The sequence below is a fragment of the Janthinobacterium sp. JC611 genome, from assembly GCF_018682595.1.
Lineage (GTDB): Bacteria > Pseudomonadota > Gammaproteobacteria > Burkholderiales > Burkholderiaceae_D > Janthinobacterium.
In genome coordinates this window covers 207,464-226,379 of sequence record NZ_JAFLJN010000014.1, presented here as the reverse complement: position 1 = coordinate 226,379, position 18,916 = coordinate 207,464, and the positions used below count along the sequence as shown (strand labels likewise).

Sequence of the window (18,916 nt, the reverse complement as noted above, 5' to 3'; positions counted from 1 at the left end):
TTTGCGTGCCCGTCCACAGCGCGCTTTTCCGCCTTGTTGTATCCTACGCGTACTTTCCGTCCGCGTGCCCGTCCTTCCGCCCCGCGACACCCCATTATTCAAAACAAAAGGTAACCATGAGTTTATCGAGGCTCATCGCCGGCTTCGTGCGTCAGCATTGGCCGGCGTATGCCGCCGCCGCCGTCATGCTGACAGGCGTGGCAACACTGACCGTCTGGATCCCGCGCCGCGTGGGCGCCATCATCGACGCGCTGGCCGCGCACCGCATGACGGCTGCCGAACTGTGGCTTGAACTGCTGACCCTGCTCGCCGTGGGCGTCGTCATCTACTTCCTGCGCGTGGGCTGGCGCATCACCCTGTTCAAGGCCGCCTACCAGCTGGGCGTGATGCTGCGCACGCGCTTCTACACGCGCATGTCGCAACAGGGCGCCTCGTTCTACCAGAACCAGCGCACGGGCGACCTGATGGCGCTGGCGACGAACGACATCGACGCCATCGAAATGGCCGCCGGCGAAGCCATGCTGGCCGGCTTCGACGGCACCTTGACCTTGCTGATGGTGCTCGGCATCATGCTGCTGGGCGTGGACTGGCGCCTGGCCTGCATCGCCTTGCTGCCCTTCCCCCTGATGGGACTGGCCTTCTGGCGCATTTCCAGCCATATCCACACGGCGTCGACGGATTCGCTCAAGCGTTTTTCCGCGCTGAACGACCATGTGCAGGAATCGCTGTCGGGTGTGCGCACCTTGCGCGCGCTGGGCCTGGAAGAGCGCAGCAGCAAGCAGTTTTCCACCCTGGCCGGCCACGCGGCCAACGCCAGCCTGACGGCGCAGCGCTGGGAAGCGGCGTATGAACCGGCCGTCGGCCTGACCCTGACGGCCGCCACGGCGCTGACCCTGGGCCTGGGCGGCTACCTCGTGTGGCAAGACCAGCTGACCATCGGCGCGCTGACGAGCTTTTCCATGTACCTGGGCCAGCTGATCTGGCCCATGTTCGCCGCCGGCTGGGTGCTGTCATTGATCGAACGGGGCCGTGCCGCCTGGCAGCGGCTGCAGCCGATGCTCGACGCGCCGCTGGCCATCGACGACCATGGCAGCATCACCACGCTCGCGCCCGGGCCCCTGCAATTGCAGGACGTCGGCTTTGCCTACGCGGGCCAGACGGCGCCCGCGCTGTCCGGCATCTCGCTGCGCCTGCTGCCGGGTCAGACCCTGGGTCTGGTGGGCCCCACGGGCAGCGGCAAGTCGACCCTGCTGCGCGTGCTGCTGCGCCAGGTCACGCCGCAGACGGGCACGGCCACATGGAATGGCCAGCCGCTGGACGCTTATACGTTACACGCGCTGCGCGCGGCCATCAGCTGGGTGCCGCAGGAGTCCTTCCTGTTCTCCGCCACCATCGCCGACAATATCGCCCTGGCCCGCCCCGACGCCACGCGCGAGGAAGTGGAGCGGGCGGCGCAGCTGGCCGACATCCATGCGGACATCCTGCAATTCCCGGACGGGTATCAAACGCACGTGGGCGAAAAGGGCATCACCCTGTCCGGCGGCCAGCGCCAGCGCGTGGCGATCGCCCGGGCCCTGCTGGCCGACAACGGCTTGCTGCTGCTCGACGATGCGCTGTCCGCCGTCGACACGGGCACGGAAACGCGCATCCTGCAGCACCTGGAAGAATTGCGCCGCAAGCGCCCCGAGCGCAGCGCCATCATCGCCAGCCACCGCCTGAGCGCCGTCGTCAACGCGGACCTGATCCTGGTGCTGCGCGACGGCCACGTCACGGAAACGGGCAACCACGACGCGCTGATGCAGCGCGACGGCTGGTATGCCAGCCAGTGGCGCTATCAACAACTGGAGGCCAGCCTCGATGCCATCTAAGACCGACCACGCCACCACCGCCACGCCATCCGTGCGCCGCCAGGCCGCGCAAGCCATCGGCCTGCTGCGCCGCGCCGCTGCGCCCGACCTGCGCCATTTATACTGGGCCACGTTCTGGCTGATCCTCGCCGCCGCCCTTGAAGTGACGGGGCCGATCCTGGGCAAGGCCCTGATCGACCAGCACCTGCTGCCGCGCCACCTGGACTGGACGCGCATGGCATTGCTGCTGGGCGGCTGCCTGCTGACGGGCTGGGTCGCATCCGGCCTGCGCTACCTGCAGCTGGTGCGCCTGTCCGGCCTGGCCATGCGCTCGGTGCAGCGCCTGCGCGAAACCGTGTATCAACACGTGCTGCGCCTGCCCATGGCCTTCTTTGACCGCGCCATCACGGGGCAACTGGTCAGCCGCGTCACCAACGACACGGAGGCGGTGAAATCGCTGTACGTGCAGGTGCTGTTCGTCATCCTCGACAGCTCCATCGTGCTGGTCGGCACCATGGCCGCCATGGCCTTCCTCGACTGGCGATTGATGCTGATCGTGCTGGCCCTGCTGCCGGCCGTGCTGGCGATCGTCTTCCTGTATCAGCGCTGGAGCGCGCCGGCCGTCACGCGCGCGCGCGCCCTGCGCAGCGAGATCAATGGACAGATCGCCGAATCGATCGGCGGCATGAGCGTGCTGCAGGCGAACAATGCGGAAAAACGCTTCGGCGCCCGCTTCACGGGCATCAACCAGGACCACTACACGGCGCGCATGCAGGAATTGCGCGCCAACGCCTGGCTGCTGCGCCCCGCGCTCGACATGCTCAACATCGTGCTGCTGGCCGTCGTCATCTTCAGCTTCGGCCGGCGCGAGATGGGCGCCGTGGAAGTGGGCGTGCTGTATGCGTTCATCAGCTACATCGCGCGCGTGATCGAGCCGCTGATCCAGATCACCATGCAATTTAGCCAGCTGCAGCAGTCGGTGGTGGCCACGGCGCGCGTCTCGGCCCTGCTGGACGAGGCGCAGGCGCTCGAGCACGCGCAGGGCAGGCAAACACCGGCCCTGCGGCAGGCGAAAGCGGACATCGACGTGCCCGCCGTGGACATTTCCCGCCTGACGTTCGCGTATGTGGAAAACCAGCCCGTGCTGCACGACCTGTCGCTGACCATACCCCAGGGTGCGTTCTTTGGCATCGTCGGCCACACGGGCAGCGGCAAGTCGACCCTGCTGTCCTTGCTGCTGCGCTTCTACCCCGTCACGCAGGGCGGCATCGCCATCAATGGCGTCGCCCTCGACAGCATAGCCAACGAGCGCTTCCGCGCCGACGTGGGCCTGGTGCCGCAAGACCCCTTCCTGCTGGCCGCCTCGGCGCGCGAGAACATCGACATGGGCCGCGGCTACACGCAGCAGCAGATCGAGACGGCGGCGCGCGCCGCGCATGCGCACGACTTCATCGCCGCGCTGGAACACGGCTACGACACGCCGCTGGGCGAAGGCGGCTCGCGCCTGTCGTCGGGGCAGAAGCAGCTGATCGCGATTGCCCGCGCGCTGGCCGGCCAGCCGCGCATTTTGCTGCTGGACGAAGCGACGTCGCGCATCGATAGCCAGACGGAGCAGATCGTGCAGCAGGCCCTGAACGAGTTGCGCGGCAAGGTCACCATCATCGCCATCGCGCACCGCCTGTCGACCATCCGCGAGGCCGACCGTATCATCGTGCTGAACCACGGCCGCATCACGGAAGCGGGGCCGCACGAGGAATTGATGCAGATCGAGGGCGGCCTGTACCAGCGCCTGTACCTGCTGCAGCAGCTGGCGCAGTAAGAGGCTTAGCTTAGTCTAGACCTGCCGTGTGCACTTTCGCACATTTCTGCGCACCGCATGATATTTCTTGATTGCAACAGAATATAATCTGTTACAGACAGGTGGTCATTGCGGGAGCGGGACGTTGGCAGGCAGACAGAAACGGGCATCATGGCGAAACGCGCAGTGGCTGCTGGTATTGGCCTGCTGGCTGCCGCCTGCCGCGCATGCCCAGGTCGGCAACCTTGAGCAGTATCTTGCCGCCGTGCGCGACGATGGCCGCTTCGTGCCCGCGCGCGCCCTGCAGCGCCTGCAAGAGGTGGAAACGCAGGCGCGCAGCGCGCCCTTGCCCGTGCACGCGGAATTTCTTACCCAACTGAGCAACGCCCGCATGCGCCTGGGGCAGAACGACATCGCCATGCAGCTGGCCGAGGAGCTGATCGCCTACGCGCGCCGGAACAAGAGCGACGTGGCGCTGGCGAAAGGCATGCTCAACAAGGCCTACATCACGTTTGCCCGGAATGAACGCCGCGCCTCGCACCTGCTGGCCTTTGAGGCGGAACGCATCGCCAACCGCACGGACGACTTGCCCGTGCGCGTGCAGGCCACCATCAGCGCGGGCCAGTCGTGGGCCGAGGAAGGCAATTTCCCGTTTGCGCTGGCCAAGCTGCAGGCGGCCGTCGACCTGGCGCGCCAGAGCAATTCCCCGTCCAGCCTGGCCGCCGCCCTGAATGCCCTCACCCTGCTGTACACGCAGATGCGCGAATACGAGCAGGGATTCAGGACACTGGACGAATTGCTGGCCGTGTCCAGCACCCTGGCCTCGCCGGGCCGCATGGCGCAGGCGAAGAATACGGAGTACGGGCTGGCGCTCGACGCGCAGCAGCCGCAGCGGGGCCAGCGCGCCCTGCTGGCGGCGCTGGCGCTGGAACGCCAGCTCGGTGCGCGCGGCATGGTCGCCGTCACCCTCGTCAACCTGTCGGACAGCTACCTGAAGGAAGGCGATTACGCGCGCACCCTGCGCTTTGCGAATGAAGCCATCACGGCGGCGCGCCTGGTCAACGATGAACAGGTGGAGGCGACGGCGCGCCTGAACATCGGCCAGGCGCTGATCGGCCAGGGACGCTTGCAGGAAGGCAAGCAAAGCGTGGCCACGGGCCTGGCCTACTACGAACGCACGGCCAACCAGCCGGAAATGCAGGCGGTGCTGCTGGAATACGGCACGGCGCTGGAAAAGGCGGGCGACCTGCGCGGCGCCGTCACGGCATATCACCGCGAGCGCGGCATTTCCAACCAGCTGTTCGAAAAGCAGCGGCAAAAGGCCGTATATGAATTGCAAGAAAAGTATGAAGCGGAAAAGAAACAGCGCCAGATCGAGCTGCTGAGCCGCGAAAACCAGCTCAAGAGCACGGAAATCGACAACCGCCGCCTGCAGCAGCGCGTATGGTGGCTGCTGGCACTGGTGCTGGCCATGGCGTCCGCCATCGTCGGCTTGCTGTACCGCAAGGTTCGCCACGCGAACGTGCAGTTGAAGGTGAAGAACCAGGAGCTCAAGCGCCAGAGCTCGCGCGACCCGCTGACGGCCCTGTACAACCGCCGCCATTTCCAGGAATTCATGCGCAGCCATGCGGGCAAGCCGCAGCCGGCCTGCGCGGGCAGCGACATCGTGGGCGCGCTGTTCCTGCTCGACGTCGACCATTTCAAGCACATCAACGACCGTTACGGCCATGCGGCGGGCGACCTGGTGCTGACGACGATCGCCGAAACCTTGCATGAGGTGCTGCGCGAAACGGACATGATCGTGCGCTGGGGCGGCGAGGAATTCCTCGCCTTCCTGCCAGCCGTCGCGCGCGACGGACTCGACGATATCGCGCGGCGCATCCTCAACGGCATGGCGGCGCAACGCATCCATTACCAGGGACAGGCCATCGGCGTGCACGTGTCCGTAGGCTTCGCGCCCTATCCGCTGGCGCCGCTGGGGCGGCCGCTCACGTGGGAACGCAGCGTCAACCTGATCGACATGGCGCTGTACCTGGCCAAGGCGCACGGGCGCAACCGTGCATATGGCTTGCGCGGTTTTCAGCAGGTGGAAAAAACGACCCTGGAAGCGGTGGAGCAAGACCTGGAACGCGCGTGGCGCGACGGCTTCGTCGATTTGAGCGTGGTGCTGGGGGGAACGGACGGGATGGATGGGGGAAGTACGGGGACAACGGCGCATGGCAGGCCAGCCGGCGCCAGCGACGGCGTCGCCGCAGCCGCCACCGCGTGACGGCAGCTGCGGGCTGGCGCGGGTATTGCGGGTATTACTTGTGCGCGGCGTCCTGGATCTTTTCGCCGGCTTTTTCCACTTTTTTGCCGACGGCATCGGCCGCTTCGCTCATTTTCTTGTCGGCGTCAGCTGCGACCTGGTCCATCTTGGCGCCCGTATCGGCGGCGGCCTGGCTCACGGCGGCGTCGGCTTTGCTGGCGGCGGCCTTGATGTCGGCTTCCGCCTTGGCAGCGGCCGCATCGATCTTCTGGCCAGCTTGTTCCGCAGGACCAGCGGCGACATCGTCCTTCTTCTGGCAGGCAGCCAGCGCCACGACCATCATCCCGGCGGCGCACACGGTCATCCAATTTTTGCTTGCTTTCATGATATTCCCTTTCATTGTTATCAAAAGACACAGATCAGTCCGCAATATACACCTGCCTAAAAATTTTTAGCGTGCGCTAACGCACATAAGAACACGCTTTTGTGGCGTAGTTGTAAGCAATGGTATCTTGATATCTTTCACATTGCCCTACGCGCACCTGGCGGCGGGCCCAGCCATGCTGCCTTGCGCTACTGGCCGGGGGCCGGCGCCGCGTCCAGCAGCGAGCGTTCGAGCAATTGCGACAAGGCCGCGCGCAGCGCCTGCGTGCGCGCGGCCAGTTCCGGGCGCTTGTAGCGCTCGGCGGCAAGCAGGCTGCTTTCCAGGCAGACGCGGTCGCCTTTCGCCAGGCAGGCGTCGGCCAGGTCGAGCTGGGCGCTGGCCTGCGCCACGTTCACCGTGGCGTCGAGTTCCAGTGTGTCGGGATCGTCGCCCCAGCGTTTCACGTAGACGGCCAGGCGCGTGGCGGCCAGCTCCGGCTTGCCCGCGTCGAGCGCCTGCCTGACGCTGTCCTGCAGCGCCGTCCACGCCTGCACCCGCTGCTGTTGCCGCTCGCAGGCGGCGGCGGACTTGGTGATGCTTGCCTGCAAGCGCTTGAGGTGCGAGGCGGGCGCCTTGGCGCTTTTCAGCACGGCCAGCGCGCTGCGCGCGCCGTCCAGGTCGCACTGCGCCGCCAGCGCAGCGGCGGCCTCGACCTGCTCCGCCACGCTGGCCGGCTTGTCGGCCGGCTTGTTGAAGAACCAGATACCGGTCAGCACCACCGCCGCCGCGATCCACGTGCGCAAGCGCACGGGCGGACGCGGCGGCGGCACCGAGCCCTTGCTGGCCGGTTTCGCGGGCGGCGCCTTGACCGGCGCGGGAGCCGCTGGCGCGATGGGCTTGGGAGCGGGCTGAGGCTGCGGTACGGATTGCGGCGCGGGTTGTGGTGCAAGAATGGGCGCGGCGACGGGCACCGGCGGCGGCATGCGCGGCAGCGGGGGCGGCGCCACGGTTTTCTCCAGAACCGGCGCTTGCGCCACCTGGCGCGCGCCGCAAAACGGGCAATGCGCCACGCGCAGCGGCAAGGTCCGGCCGCAAGCGGCGTTGATGCAAACGTCATTCACTGTTTCAGACACATTCCAACCTTCTGCTCATGCAACAAGGCAAAGCATACGATCAAATCGAATGCCCTGGCCATTGTGCGAGCTCTGCTTATCTCTGCTGGCGGAGATAGCGCAGACTTAACGCTCCGCCTTCACCAGCCCTAGTGCTCGTTCTTTTTCTAATATTACCTCACGATCACGGTTCAGCAGCTTCGCACGTGCCAACCACTTGGCCGCCGCGCCAAGATCATTTGATGTGGCACTTTTTTCAGCCAGTTTGATGTAATGATCAACTATCTTGCTGGCAAGTCCTTTGACTTCTTCACCACGATATTGCCCCTCGGGGTCAATCTGGCGAATTTGATCCAGCGAAGCCTTGGCTGAGCTTTCCGGCGGATCAGTGTATTGAGCTTTCTCAATATAAAGAGAGGCACGACGCAACTGATCATCGATTTCCGAACGATCATTTTCATTAAGCTTGATCGCCTTCGTATCCACAGACCGGCTCTCATTGACTTGTGCCACTGCGCCTGGAGTTGCATCCTTCGGCGGCCGAGTCGCAAAGTAGATGGCTGCGCCAACAACTGCAACGGCGACAAGCGCCAGTCCCATCTGGGAACCCAGCCATTTTTTTGTATCCGTCGAACGCGATGCCCCGTTCGCCTTGCAAAAACTAGTCACATACTCTTCCGCCACACGTGGATCCAGTCCAACACGTTTGCCAGACGCCGCATTAACTACTTTACTCAGTGCCAGACGCTCTTCTTTCTGATCCAACTTCTTGTCGTTGTCAGTAAACTGATGCAGTAATCTATCCAGCTCCTCCACGAGCGCACGTTCGGACACTGCGGAGTACTCATCCAACTGTTCACGGATGACCAACTCTATTTCTCTGCTCACGATACCGCGTGCGGCGGATTCTTCTTTAATGCGCCGCTCTTCACCACGATCCAGATAAAAATCATCATCCACAGCCGCAGCTACACGGTTCTTCAACCAGTCCAGATCGGATTGATTCATGTTTTCCTCTGTTTTTTAAAAATTGTAATTTGAACGATCAAACCAGATCATGTCTATGTAATCCCACCACACTACAAAATTTTCCAGCCCCAGATACCTGACCTCTGCATCACGCTATGCTTGCGACAAAAATCGTTGATGTACCTCTCCGCGATCTCTGGATCGACACCCTTCATCGCGCCAGGACGCGGCTTTGAAACACTTTGCAGGGCGTCGACACGACTTTTTTTATCTAATTTTTTTTCAGTGTCTGTAAACACGTGCAACAGTGCATCAAGTTCATCCAACAACGCTTTTTCATTCACGACATTCAAACGTTGCAAAGCCATCGACAAAATCGACTCGACCCGTCTTATATCCAGACCTAAGGTACTTTTCCCATATCGCAACAAAGCACCAAACGAGACGCTATCGCAGTACGAATTTGAAATACTGTCGGCAATATGAATACTGTATTTTTTCTGACCATCGTCCAATAAAACGAGATCTGGCAATGCTCGATCCTTCATTCCGCGATCGTCCCGCTCACTGGAAGCAACAATCCTTGTTTGATCGTTCATATTGAACGATGCACTTTCATCAACGTTTTGCACCTCGAATTGCGGTGACATTATCTTCACTTTGACAACCGTTTGCTTCGCTCCACAAAAAGGACAAAAGCTCACAATCCAATGAAATGTCGCCTGACAAGTCGATTCCTGACATTGGTATTCAATTTCCTTTTTCACAAAATACCTCTTCATGCATCACCCATACGTCACCGGAAAAATCATCCTGTCATAACAATGAAATCAACATCAATAAAATTGCGATCAATCACTTCAAATTATCTTTCAAATAATAGCTCATCATTCGCCACCCATGCCATTTATTTCCAGCACAACAAATTTAGAACTTCGGGCCAGCTCTGCCTGTCTACGAAAATCGCACACTACGTTCCACATAAACACCTGCCGCCGCATTTCAGCAGATTTGAGGCTAATCAATCTCTGAATCGCCACCGCAGCCTAAGCTACAAGCACCGGCCAAGGACAAGGAGAACGCCATGCCAGCCCACCTGATCATCGAAGACGGCCAGCCCTGGTGGTGGGACAGCGCCGACATCTGGGTGGTGCCGGGCAATGATCCGAACGGTCCGCCCGGCGCGCCCATCGCCGGCAGCGGCAACTATCTGTGGGGCCGCGTGCACAACACGGGCAACAGCGCCTCGAACGGCGTGCGCGTGGATTTTTACTGGGCCGACCCGTCCGGCCAGATCGCCGTCGGCGCCGCCACGCAGATCGGCTCCGCGTTTGCCGACTTGCCGCCCGGCGCCACGCAGGAAGTGCTGTGCCTGGTGCCCTGGGTCCCCGTCATCGTCAATGGCGGCCACGAATGCCTGCTGGCCGTGGCCCACGGCCCGGGCGACGTCAATCCGCTGCCCGATCCCCTGCCCAACGGCTTTCCCTTCCAGCCCAGGCAGCACGAACAGATTGCCCAGCGCAATGTCACCGTGGTGCTGGCGGCGCGGCGCGCGCAATTGCTGAGCATCGCGGTGGCGGCCCTGCCGCGCACCGACAGGAAAGTGGCATTGCACATCGAACAGGGCGGCGAGCTGCCGGAGCACCTGCTGGCCACCCTGGGGCTCGAGCGATGGCAGCCGGCCAGGGACGCGCGCCTGATAGCGGGTCTGGCGCGCACGCCCCATTGCCATGGGGATGCGCCCGGCGAACAAAAACTGGTGCTGGAAGTGCCGCGCGGCCAGGCGCAGGCCGTGTACCTGAGCCTGCGCGCCGAGGCATTGCCGCCACGCCAGTATGCGCTGCTGCGCGTGCTGGAGAGCCATGAGGGCAAGATACTGGGCGGCGTCACCTATATCGTCACCGACCAGGAGAAAGAGCAAGCGCAAGAACAGCAAGGCCCCGAGGAGCAAGCATCATGAGCGATACCCCCCTGCAGGTGCTGACGCGGCCGTTCGCGATCGAGCCCGTCACCCATATCATGCTGCCCGATGGCATCTTCGACAATGCCATCTATGGCTTGCGCATCGCCGCCCATGTGACGAATACGTCGAGCAGCGCGCTGAACAATGTCACCGTGTATCTGGAAAGCGTGGGCGACCCCGGCATCGCGCCCGTGGCACGCACCTTTTTCTTTGCCAGCATTCCCGCCGGCGCGGCCATGCTGGTCATGTGGGATGCCGACTTCCAGCACGCCACGCCCGGCAAGCGCCTCGTCAGCTTTGTCGCCAAGGCGGACGGCTACACGCCGCACCGCTCGATCCAGCAAATCTTCGTTTCGCAAACGCGCTTCGACAGCGCCACCAACACCTATACGTGCACGGTCGAGGAAGGCACCCTGGAACTGTCCAAGCCGCAGGGTCACCTGCCGGGCAAGCGCTGGGGCGCCACGGGCGGCGACAACAAGGACTGCCGCTGCCCGCCCGGCCTCGGGCCCATCGTGCCGACCGGCATGACCCTCGTCTGGACGCCGAACCCCGCCTACGCGGGCACGCATGGAGACCTGCCGTTTTCCGACCCGTGGTGGAAGGTTCTCGCCATTATCATCGCCATCATCGCCGCCCTGGTGGCCATCATTTCTGCCGCGCTCGGTTCCGGCAAGGCCAGCTTCAGCGTGGGCGGCACGTTCGAGGAGACCGATCCCAGCGTGCATTGCTGTTCGCTCGAAGGGGCCGGCTCGGGCCAGCCCGAATTCACGGTGGCGGGCGTGGCCTCGGCCATCGCCTCGGGCGCCATCGCCGTCGCCTGCTCCGATATCGCCGACCCGTTCTGGCGTGGCCAGGAAGCAACAGCACCGGCCGCCGGCGAACTGACCCTGGCCGAGCGCGTGGTGGCGAAATGGGTGTTGTCGGAAGCGCCGAACGCAGGCCTGCCCTACACGGCCGACATCAGCTGGCAATATGACCGCTTTACCACGGGCGCCACCTATCAGCATGCGGTGAGCGAAACGCAAGTCAACATCCATGTGGCGGGTCCCGTGGAAACGGATACGCCCGCCGTCGTGCAGGCGTTTGAACCGTTGTGGCTGCGCGCCAGCTTCAAGCGCGACAATGGCAATGTCTTCCGCGGCACGGAGCTGTACGCCTTCGTGCTGTTCCAGGCGCCGCAGGGCCTGTATTTCGTGGAATCGCTGACCGACGACGGCCTGGGCTTCGACCCGGGCGCCAACGACGGCGTGTACGCAGGCAGCCTGGACTTGAAGCGGGCTTACCGCACCCTGCTGCGATATGATCAAACGGTGTACGGCACCTGGCGGGTCTTCGTCTTCGCCCAGGACGTCAACCTGACCAAGCCCGGCACGCCGCCTGAAATCGCCGCCCAGCACATCGGCGGCATGTTCATCGCCAGCGCCATCGAAATCACCTTCGACGACACCCTGCCCTGCCCGCTCAAGGCGCAGGCGAATATCGTCGTGGTGTGATGGGGAGAAAGTGAAACGGTTGATAAAACGCCTTGGGCGTCTCTTATCAACCGCTCTTATACCTTGACGCTTTCGGGTTTCGCGATCACCGTGCGCGGAATGATATCCGTTGCCGGGCAAGACTCCATCGCCTCCGAATACGCGAGCCAGCGTTGCAGGCTTTCCATGCGGCGGATGGTGATGCCCTTGCCATTGATATAGCCGATCTGCTCGAAATTGGCGGGACTGGTGGTCAGCTTCGACACTGTGGGCGCATTGTCGACCAGGCGGTCGTAGGCCTTGCGCGCCTTGTGCTCCCACTTGGCCAGTACGGGGTCGTCAAAGCGGTTGCTTTCAAAATACACGGTGATGGTGCGGTCGTGGTTGGCAAAGCCGACGATGGCCGCGCCCTTGCGTATGGTCAACAGGACATCTTCCTTGACGCCCGTGACGGGAACGAAGACGGCGGCGCGCCCATCCGTATCCGGCCGCTCCATGGGAATATCTTGTCCGATTATGCTCATCACATCACACTCTTCATCATCGCCTGTCGGCTTGTTGTCCCTGCATCACTGAAAGCGTGCCGCCGAGCGCATGCGTGCGTTTGCCGCCGCGCCGGGCCGCTTCCAGGCTCGCTGCCATACCCTGCCATACTATTACTTAAATAATACATTGCCGTAAAGCACTGCACAAGATAATCAGGGACGCGGCAGCCGCCCGTCCTGCGCCGATGGGGAATGGTGTGCTCAGCAGCAATCACCTCACGCAGCAATCACCTTATAATGCTGCGATTACTTCACGTCCCCCACCTTCGCACCATGACGCTTCCCGAGAATGACACCAGCCGGCTCGACGCCATCAGCGCCGCCGCCACCGAAGTGGCCGCGCAAAACGTGGCCGACCTGCTGGCCATGGCCATCTGCCACCGCCCGGACGAACCGTCCCTGATCGTCTGCGACAAGCGCAGCTGGCTCAATGTCGTGCTGACGGAAGCGTATCGCCAGGCCTTGCCGGACGCCACCTTCATCGATTTCGACGAGGTGACGCCCGACGCCGTGCTGGCCGCGTTTGCCGAACTGCCCGCCGGCAGCCTCGTCGTGCTGATCCAGTCGACCAGCTTCCGCCTGGAAGCGTTCCGCATCCGCATCGAGCTGTTCAAGCGGGGCCTGAAGGTGATCGAGCACGTGCATTTGTCGCGCATGCCCGGCGTGCAGGGATTGCACTACATCGCCTCGCTGGCCTACGACCCCGCCTACTATCGCGGCATCGGCCATGCGCTCAAGGCGCGCATCGACGGCGCCCGCCACGGCATGGTCGACAGCGGCGGCGAGCGGCTGGTCTTCGCGTCCCCATTCGAATTGGCCAAGCTCAACATCGGCGACTACCGCGGCATGAACAATATCGGCGGCCAGTTCCCGCTGGGCGAAGTATTTACGGAAGCGCAGGACCTGGAAGCGGTGAACGGACGCGTGCGCATCTTCGTCTTTGGCGACACGCACTTCATGGTCAACCGCCCCGACACGCCGATCACCCTGATCATCGACAAGGGCCGCGTGACGGGCACAGAAAACGCCACGCCGGAATTTTTGGCCATGCTGGACATCATCCGCGCCCACGAAGGCGAGGTATGGGTGCGCGAACTGGGCTTCGGCATGAACCGCGCCTTTTCGCGCGAGCAGCTGGTCAACGACATCGGCACGTATGAACGCATGTGCGGCATCCACCTGTCGCTGGGCGCCAAGCATGGCGTGTATGCGAAACCGCAGTTCAAGCGCAAGGATGCGCGCTACCACGTCGACATCTTCGCCGTCACCGAAGCCGTGTATCTGGACGACGAGCGCGTGTACGCGGATGGCGCGTGGACGCTGGAACCGGTCGCTTTCAGCTAAAAAATCCTGCCGCCGCCAGCTCGCGGTCCCATGGCGGCACGGGCTGGTATTCGGCCACCAGGAAATCGATCAGCGCGCGCACCTTGGGCGACGGCTGGCGGCTGGCCGGATACAGGGCGCTCAAGTGATTCAGCGGCAGGTCCCAGTCCGACAGCACGGGCAACAGGCTGCCATCGAGCAGATTGCGCCAGGCGAGAAACGTGGTGCTGTAGACGATGCCGAGTCCCCGCTGCGCCGCCTGGTGCAGCACCAGGCCATTGTTCGCCGTAAAACCCGCCTGCACGCGCACGCTCACCGCTTCTTGCTGGCCGCCCTCGCTGCGCTGGAAATGCCAGTTCGTGCCATCGGTCAGGTGGCTGAAATGCAGGCACTGGTGCTGCAACAGCGCTTGCGGCGTCTGCGGCACGCCCCATTGCGCCAGGTAGGCGGGACTGGCGCACAACACGGCGCGGCACGGCGCCAGCGGGCGCATGGCCAGCGCGCTGCTGTCCGGGATGCCGCCCACGCGGATGGTCAAATCGAAGCCGTGGCGTATCGGGTCGAGCAGCGCATCGTCGACAAACAACTCGGCGCGCACCTGCGGGTGCAGCAGGCTGAAACGGGCGACGGCGTCGGCCAGCCACGCGCTGCCAAAACTGGACGGCGCCTGGATGCGCAGCGGCCCGGCCAGCTCCGCCCCCGCACCGGCCTGCGCCACGTGCGCCACCATGCGCGCCGCTTCCTGCGCCTGGCTGACGGTGGCCATGCACGGCGCCAGGTAGGCGCGCCCCGCGTCCGTCAGGCTCACTTCGCGCGTGGAGCGGTGCAGCAGGCGCGCATGCAGGCGTTCTTCCAGCTGCATGATGGTCTTGCTGACCATGGCCCGCGTCAGGCCCAGGCGCTGCCCGGCCACCGTGAAGCTGCGCTGGCGCGCCACTTCGACAAAGATTTCCATCGCTTTTAGTTGATCCATGTCAAAGATTGTCTGCGCTTTGGCGACAATCTGTCAACCGCAGGGCGATTGTTTGCCGCCCTCGCCCACCCTACAATGGCGCTTTCTATCTACTTACGGAGCCGCCGCCATGCTAACGATCGAACAACAAGAACAGTACCAGCGCGACGGCTACCTGATCCTGCCCGATTTCAAGGGCGCGGACGAGATCGCCGCCTTGCGCGCGCGCGCCGAACAGATTGTCAACGAATTCGATCCCAGCCAGAGTCAATCCATCTTCACCACGCGCGACCAGGCGAAGAACACCAACGATTATTTTCTCGCTTCCGACAACACCATCCGCTGCTTCTTCGAGGAAGAAGCGTTCGGCGCGGACGGCCAGCTGAAGCAGGCGAAATCCCTGTCGATCAACAAGATCGGCCACGCCATGCATGACCTGGACCCCGTCTTCCGCGCCTTTTCGGCCGATCCGAAGCTGGCCGCGGTGGCGCGCGACCTGGGGCTGGCGGATGCGCAGGTCTGGCAATCGATGTACATCTTCAAGCAGCCCGGCATCGGCGGCGAAGTGCGCTGGCACCAGGACGCAACGTATTTCGAGACCACGCCCATCAGCGTGACCACCTTCTGGTTCGCGCTGGAAGACGCGACCCTGGACAACGGCTGCCTGTGGGCCGAACCGGGCGGCCACCGCGGCCCGCTGCGCGAACGCTTCATCCGCAACGGCGACGCCGTGCGCGTGGAAAAGCTCGATGCGACGCCCTGGCCCGACGACAGCACGGCCGTGCCGCTGGAAGTAAAAGCGGGCGCCCTCGTCTGCTTCCACGGCTTGCTGCCCCATTACAGCGCGCCAAACCGCTCGCCCGTCTCGCGCCACGCTTATACCCTGCACGCCACCGACGGCCAGACGGCATACGCGGCCCACAACTGGATACAGCGCGACGCGTCCTTCCCCGTGCGGGGCTTCGTCTGATGCGCATCGAGGTGTTTGCCGCCCACTGGGGCAATAACGACCTGCCGCCCGAAGTCTTCATCGACAAGGTAGCGGCGGCCGGCTTCGACGGCATCGAAATGTCGCTGCCGCTGGACGCCGCCCTGCGCGAGGAATGGACGGAGCGCATCGCCAGGGCCGGACTGCAACTGATCGCCGCGCAGTGGGAAACCGTCTTCCACGGCGACTTCGAGCTGCACCGCGCCGCCCTGGCGGAGTTGCTGGAAAACGCCTGCCTGGCGCGCCCCGTGCTGGTCAACACGCACACGGGCAAGGATTTCTATACGCCGGCGCAAAACATGCAGCTGCTCGACCTGGCCGCCGCCATCTCGGAAAAGCACGGCGTGCCCATCGTGCATGAAATCCACCGCAGCCGCTTTTCCGGCCACCCGCTGCTGCTGCTGCCCTACCTGGCGCAGTATCCCGAGCTGCCCTTGACGGCCGACCTGTCGCACTGGTGCTGCGCCTGCGAATCGCTGCTGGAAGACCAGCCGCAGACCCTGGCGCAGGTGCTGCCGCTGGTGCGCCACGTGCATGCGCGCGTGGGCCATGCGCAGGGGCCGCAAGTGGCCGACTTCCGCGCGCCGGAAGCCAAGCCAGCGCTCGACGCCCACCTGGCCTGGTGGGACGCCATCGTCGCCCTGCGCCGCGCGGCCGGCGCCGAGCGCATGACGTTCACGCCGGAATTCGGCCCTGCGCCCTACACGCAAACCCTGCCCTGGACGCAGCAGCCCGTGAGCGACGCGTGGGAACAGAACGTCGCCATGCTGCAGCTGCTGCGCCAGCGCTATGCGGCGGATTGAGGAAGCTGCGGAGGCGGCGCAAAATTGGCCTGCACGAAATCGATGAAGGCGCGCAGCGGCGCTGGCAGGTGGCGCCGGCCCGCATAGTATAAAAACGGGCCGGGAAAGGGCATCGCCCAGTCTTCCAGCACGGGCTGCAGCTGGCCCGCATCGATGTACGGCTGCAGCCACTCTTCAAACAGGTAGACCAGCCCATGGCCGGCGATGGCCATGCTGACCGCGAAGTCGGCCGCCGTCGGCGTGACGATCACGGGGCCGTCCGGCTCGACGCTCACTTTTTGCCCGTCCCGTTCGAACTCCCACGGTGGAACCGCGCCACTGAGGAATTTTCCCAGCAGGCAGGCATGCCGCAGCAGGTCGCGTGGATGCACGGGCACGCCGCGCAGCGCCAGGTAGGATGGCGCGCCCGCCACCGCGAAGCGCTGCGTGCGCGGGCCGATCGGGATGGCGATCATGTCCTGCTCCAGCCTTTCGCCATAGCGGATGCCCGCATCGCAGCCACTGGCGACGACATCGACAAAATTGTTATCGACCACCAGTTCGACCCTGATCTGCGGATGGGCGCGCAGGAACTGGTCGACCATGGGCTGCAAGAAGAAGCGCGCCGCGTTGACCGGCACGTTCAGGCGCAAGGTGCCGCGCGGACTGTCGCGCAAGTCGTTCAGCACGTCGAGCGCGCTGCGCACTTCATCGAGTGCCGGACGCAAACGCGTCAGCAGCAGCGCGCCGGCCGCCGTCGGCGTGACGCTGCGCGTCGTGCGTTCCAGCAGGCGGATGCCCAGTTGCTGCTCCAGCCGGCGCAGCGCCTCGCTCAGCGCGGACGCGGACTGGCCGCTGGCGCGCGCGGCCTGGCGAAAACCCCGGTGCCGGGCCACCAGGGCAAAGGCGGACAGGTCGGCCATGGAAGGGCCGTCCGCATGCATGAGGATTTCTTTCATGGAGTGTGATTGTGCATAATTAAGTACAGCCCGTGCCGGATTGACCTGATTATCATACAGCGCAATCGCCCTTACCATGGCTGCTCCCGTCACCCACCACAACACAGGAGCTACCATGCACACCTCTTCCCCCGCCCGCGACCAGTTCACGCCCGCCCATTGCGACATCGGTTTCAAGCGCGTCGGCTACGGCGCCATGCAGCTGGCCGGCCCGCACGTCTGGGGGCCGCCGAAAGACCGCGCCGCCGCCGTCGCCGTGCTGCGCGCAGCCATCGAACTGGGCGTCAACCACATCGACACGTCGGACTTCTACGGCCCGCACGTCACCAACCAGATCATCCGCGAAGCGCTGCATCCATATCGCGAAGGCCTGACCATCGTCACCAAGATCGGCTTCGTGCGCGGCGCCGACCAATCCTGGCTGCCGGCCGCATCGCCACGGCAATTGCGCGACGCCGTGCACGACAACCTGCGCAACCTGGATCTGGACGTGCTCGACGTGGTCAACCTGCGCGCGCCGGGCCTGGACGGTCCCGATGGCTCGTCGCTTGCCGAGCCGCTGGCAGCGCTGGTGCAGCTGCAGCAGGAAGGCCTGGTGCGCCATATCGGCCTGTCCAATGTCGATGCCGGCCAGGTGGCCGAGGCACAGCGGCTCAGCCCCATCGTCTGCGTGCAGAATCACTACAACCTGGCGCACCGCGCGGACGATGCGCTGATCGACACCTTGGCCGCGCAAGGCATCGCCTACGTGCCGTTCTTCCCCCTGGGAGGTTTTTCGCCGCTGCAGTCCGATACCTTGAACCAGGTGGCGGCCGCCATGCAGGCCACGCCGATGCAGGTGGCGCTGGCCTGGCTGCTGCAGCGCGCGCCCAATATGCTGGTCATTCCCGGCACCTCGTCGGTGGCGCATCTGCGCGAGAACGTCGCGGCCGGCGCGCTCAGGCTCGATGCGCAGGCACTGGCGGCATTGAACACCCTGTAGCGCCGCCAGGCAGTGAGCTCGCTTGCAACTAAGTAGCGCACTATATATACTGTGTCCATGGATACCACCACCGCCCCCAACCCATTGCACCAGGTACCGCGCCTGGACGGCCAGTTGTGCTTTGCGCTGTACTCGACCTCGCTTGCCATGAACAAGCTGTACCGCAAGCTGCTGCGCAAGCTCGGTCTCACCTATTCGCAATACCTGGTGATGATGGTGTTGTGGGAGCGCGACGGCCTGACGGTGTCGGAAGTGGGCGAGCGCCTGTTCCTCGATTCGGCCACCCTGACGCCCCTGCTCAAGCGCATGGAGCAGTCGGGCCTGTTGACGCGCACGCGCGCCGCCAGCGACGAGCGCCAGGTCATCATTTCCCTTACGGAACAAGGCGACCAGCTGCGCCATGAAGCGGCCCTGTTGCCGGAAGCCATACTGACGGCCAGCCACTGCAGCGTGGAACAAGTTGTGGACATGAAACAACAACTGAACCAGTTGCGCGACAGCCTGATGAAAAGTGAGTAAACGCACCGCTTTTCCGAGCAAAATCAGGCAAAGCATCCGCCTGACAGCGGCAGGCAAAAGCTGGCGCACAATCCGCCTTTCTTTATTACA

17 protein-coding genes are annotated in these 18,916 nt (G+C 63.9%); 10 read left to right on the top strand and 7 right to left on the bottom strand.

The window, feature by feature from the left end:
* The first annotated feature begins 116 nt into the window (after window positions 1-116).
* From J0O65_RS10275 to J0O65_RS10265, 3 genes are all read left to right on the top strand, one after another.
* A complete protein-coding gene (locus J0O65_RS10275; RefSeq protein WP_215406451.1) occupies window positions 117-1,868 on the top strand; it encodes an ABC transporter ATP-binding protein in 1,752 nt (583 codons plus the stop codon).
* A complete protein-coding gene (locus tag J0O65_RS10270) occupies window positions 1,858-3,666 on the top strand; it encodes an ABC transporter ATP-binding protein (RefSeq protein WP_215406449.1) in 1,809 nt (602 codons plus the stop codon). Before J0O65_RS10275 ends, J0O65_RS10270 begins: the two co-directional genes overlap by 11 nt.
* A gap of 178 nt (window positions 3,667-3,844) precedes the next feature.
* The gene (locus J0O65_RS10265; protein ID WP_353056178.1) at window positions 3,845-5,914 is read left to right on the top strand and encodes a sensor domain-containing diguanylate cyclase; all 2,070 of its coding nucleotides are present in this window, start codon (window positions 3,845-3,847) and stop codon (window positions 5,912-5,914) included.
* A gap of 34 nt (window positions 5,915-5,948) precedes the next feature.
* Here the strand turns inward: J0O65_RS10265 and J0O65_RS10260 are convergent, their stop codons facing one another.
* From J0O65_RS10260 to J0O65_RS10245, 4 genes are all read right to left on the bottom strand, one after another.
* A complete protein-coding gene (locus J0O65_RS10260) occupies window positions 5,949-6,278 on the bottom strand; it encodes a hypothetical protein (RefSeq protein WP_215406447.1) in 330 nt (109 codons plus the stop codon).
* A gap of 188 nt (window positions 6,279-6,466) precedes the next feature.
* Window positions 6,467-7,390, bottom strand: coding sequence for a hypothetical protein (locus J0O65_RS10255; RefSeq protein WP_215406445.1), 924 nt, complete (start codon window positions 7,388-7,390; stop codon window positions 6,467-6,469).
* Window positions 7,391-7,495: 105 nt separating this feature from the next.
* Window positions 7,496-8,377 carry a hypothetical protein gene (locus tag J0O65_RS10250; protein WP_215406443.1) on the bottom strand — a complete coding sequence of 294 codons (882 nt, stop codon included), beginning with the start codon at window positions 8,375-8,377 and terminating at the stop codon, window positions 7,496-7,498.
* A 71-nt stretch (window positions 8,378-8,448) separates the two neighbouring features.
* Window positions 8,449-9,105 carry a hypothetical protein gene (locus J0O65_RS10245; RefSeq protein ID WP_215406442.1) on the bottom strand — a complete coding sequence of 219 codons (657 nt, stop codon included), beginning with the start codon at window positions 9,103-9,105 and terminating at the stop codon, window positions 8,449-8,451.
* Window positions 9,106-9,422: 317 nt separating this feature from the next.
* Here J0O65_RS10245 and J0O65_RS10240 point away from each other — a divergent pair, with 317 nt between their 5' ends.
* Window positions 9,423-10,298, top strand: a complete 876-nt coding sequence (locus tag J0O65_RS10240) for a hypothetical protein (RefSeq protein WP_215406440.1) — start codon at window positions 9,423-9,425, stop codon at window positions 10,296-10,298.
* Window positions 10,295-11,797 (top strand): hypothetical protein, encoded by a 1,503-nt coding sequence (locus tag J0O65_RS10235; protein WP_215406438.1) that lies wholly within the window; start codon window positions 10,295-10,297, stop codon window positions 11,795-11,797. Before J0O65_RS10240 ends, J0O65_RS10235 begins: the two co-directional genes overlap by 4 nt.
* Window positions 11,798-11,853: 56 nt before the next feature.
* On the opposite strand, the gene J0O65_RS10230 is transcribed toward J0O65_RS10235, so the two are convergent.
* Window positions 11,854-12,273, bottom strand: coding sequence for a hypothetical protein (locus J0O65_RS10230; RefSeq protein ID WP_152250577.1), 420 nt, complete (start codon window positions 12,271-12,273; stop codon window positions 11,854-11,856).
* A gap of 321 nt (window positions 12,274-12,594) precedes the next feature.
* Between J0O65_RS10230 and J0O65_RS10225 the strand changes: the two genes are divergently transcribed.
* Entirely contained in the window at window positions 12,595-13,665 is a 1,071-nt protein-coding gene (locus J0O65_RS10225) for a M29 family metallopeptidase (protein ID WP_215406436.1), read from the top strand.
* On the opposite strand, the gene J0O65_RS10220 is transcribed toward J0O65_RS10225, so the two are convergent.
* Window positions 13,658-14,617, bottom strand: coding sequence for a LysR family transcriptional regulator (locus J0O65_RS10220; protein ID WP_251373633.1), 960 nt, complete (start codon window positions 14,615-14,617; stop codon window positions 13,658-13,660). The two genes, J0O65_RS10225 and J0O65_RS10220, sit on opposite strands and share 8 nt — an antisense overlap.
* A 109-nt stretch (window positions 14,618-14,726) precedes the next feature.
* Between J0O65_RS10220 and J0O65_RS10215 the strand changes: the two genes are divergently transcribed.
* Together J0O65_RS10215 and J0O65_RS10210 are read left to right on the top strand one after the other, a co-directional pair.
* Window positions 14,727-15,566: a phytanoyl-CoA dioxygenase family protein gene (locus tag J0O65_RS10215; protein ID WP_215406434.1), complete on the top strand. Its 840-nt coding sequence runs from the start codon at window positions 14,727-14,729 to the stop codon at window positions 15,564-15,566.
* Complete coding sequence (locus J0O65_RS10210; protein ID WP_215406432.1) at window positions 15,566-16,387, top strand: sugar phosphate isomerase/epimerase family protein; 822 nt, start codon at window positions 15,566-15,568, stop codon at window positions 16,385-16,387. The genes J0O65_RS10215 and J0O65_RS10210 overlap by 1 nt, the downstream gene beginning before the upstream one ends.
* On the opposite strand, the gene J0O65_RS10205 is transcribed toward J0O65_RS10210, so the two are convergent.
* Window positions 16,372-17,325, bottom strand: coding sequence for a LysR family transcriptional regulator (locus J0O65_RS10205; RefSeq protein WP_502793552.1), 954 nt, complete (start codon window positions 17,323-17,325; stop codon window positions 16,372-16,374). The genes J0O65_RS10210 and J0O65_RS10205 overlap by 16 nt on opposite strands.
* A gap of 115 nt (window positions 17,326-17,440) precedes the next feature.
* Here J0O65_RS10205 and J0O65_RS10200 point away from each other — a divergent pair, with 115 nt between their 5' ends.
* Both J0O65_RS10200 and J0O65_RS10195 read left to right on the top strand, forming a co-directional pair.
* On the top strand, window positions 17,441-18,307 hold the full coding sequence (locus tag J0O65_RS10200; protein ID WP_215406429.1) for an oxidoreductase: 867 nt from the start codon (window positions 17,441-17,443) through the stop codon (window positions 18,305-18,307).
* 57 nt (window positions 18,308-18,364) lie between these two features.
* Window positions 18,365-18,826, top strand: coding sequence for a MarR family winged helix-turn-helix transcriptional regulator (locus tag J0O65_RS10195; protein ID WP_099378088.1), 462 nt, complete (start codon window positions 18,365-18,367; stop codon window positions 18,824-18,826).
* Window positions 18,827-18,916: the final 90 nt, after the last annotated feature.

Bases quoted from the DNA above. Each gene is read 5' to 3' on its own strand.
- J0O65_RS10275 (WP_215406451.1), top strand. From the start codon at position 117: ATGAGTTTATCGAGGCTCATCGCCGGCTTCGTGCGTCAGCATTGGCCG.
- J0O65_RS10270 (WP_215406449.1), top strand. From the start codon at position 1,858: ATGCCATCTAAGACCGACCACGCCACCACCGCCACGCCATCCGTGCGC.
- J0O65_RS10260 (WP_215406447.1), bottom strand. From the start codon at position 6,278: ATGAAAGCAAGCAAAAATTGGATGACCGTGTGCGCCGCCGGGATGATG.
- J0O65_RS10250 (WP_215406443.1), bottom strand. From the start codon at position 8,377: ATGAATCAATCCGATCTGGACTGGTTGAAGAACCGTGTAGCTGCGGCT.
- J0O65_RS10240 (WP_215406440.1), top strand. From the start codon at position 9,423: ATGCCAGCCCACCTGATCATCGAAGACGGCCAGCCCTGGTGGTGGGAC.
- J0O65_RS10235 (WP_215406438.1), top strand. From the start codon at position 10,295: ATGAGCGATACCCCCCTGCAGGTGCTGACGCGGCCGTTCGCGATCGAG.
- J0O65_RS10230 (WP_152250577.1), bottom strand. From the start codon at position 12,273: ATGGAGCGGCCGGATACGGATGGGCGCGCCGCCGTCTTCGTTCCCGTC.
- J0O65_RS10225 (WP_215406436.1), top strand. From the start codon at position 12,595: ATGACGCTTCCCGAGAATGACACCAGCCGGCTCGACGCCATCAGCGCC.
- J0O65_RS10220 (WP_251373633.1), bottom strand. From the start codon at position 14,617: ATGGATCAACTAAAAGCGATGGAAATCTTTGTCGAAGTGGCGCGCCAG.
- J0O65_RS10215 (WP_215406434.1), top strand. From the start codon at position 14,727: ATGCTAACGATCGAACAACAAGAACAGTACCAGCGCGACGGCTACCTG.
- J0O65_RS10210 (WP_215406432.1), top strand. From the start codon at position 15,566: ATGCGCATCGAGGTGTTTGCCGCCCACTGGGGCAATAACGACCTGCCG.
- J0O65_RS10205 (WP_502793552.1), bottom strand. From the start codon at position 17,325: ATGAAAGAAATCCTCATGCATGCGGACGGCCCTTCCATGGCCGACCTG.
- J0O65_RS10200 (WP_215406429.1), top strand. From the start codon at position 17,441: ATGCACACCTCTTCCCCCGCCCGCGACCAGTTCACGCCCGCCCATTGC.
- J0O65_RS10195 (WP_099378088.1), top strand. From the start codon at position 18,365: ATGGATACCACCACCGCCCCCAACCCATTGCACCAGGTACCGCGCCTG.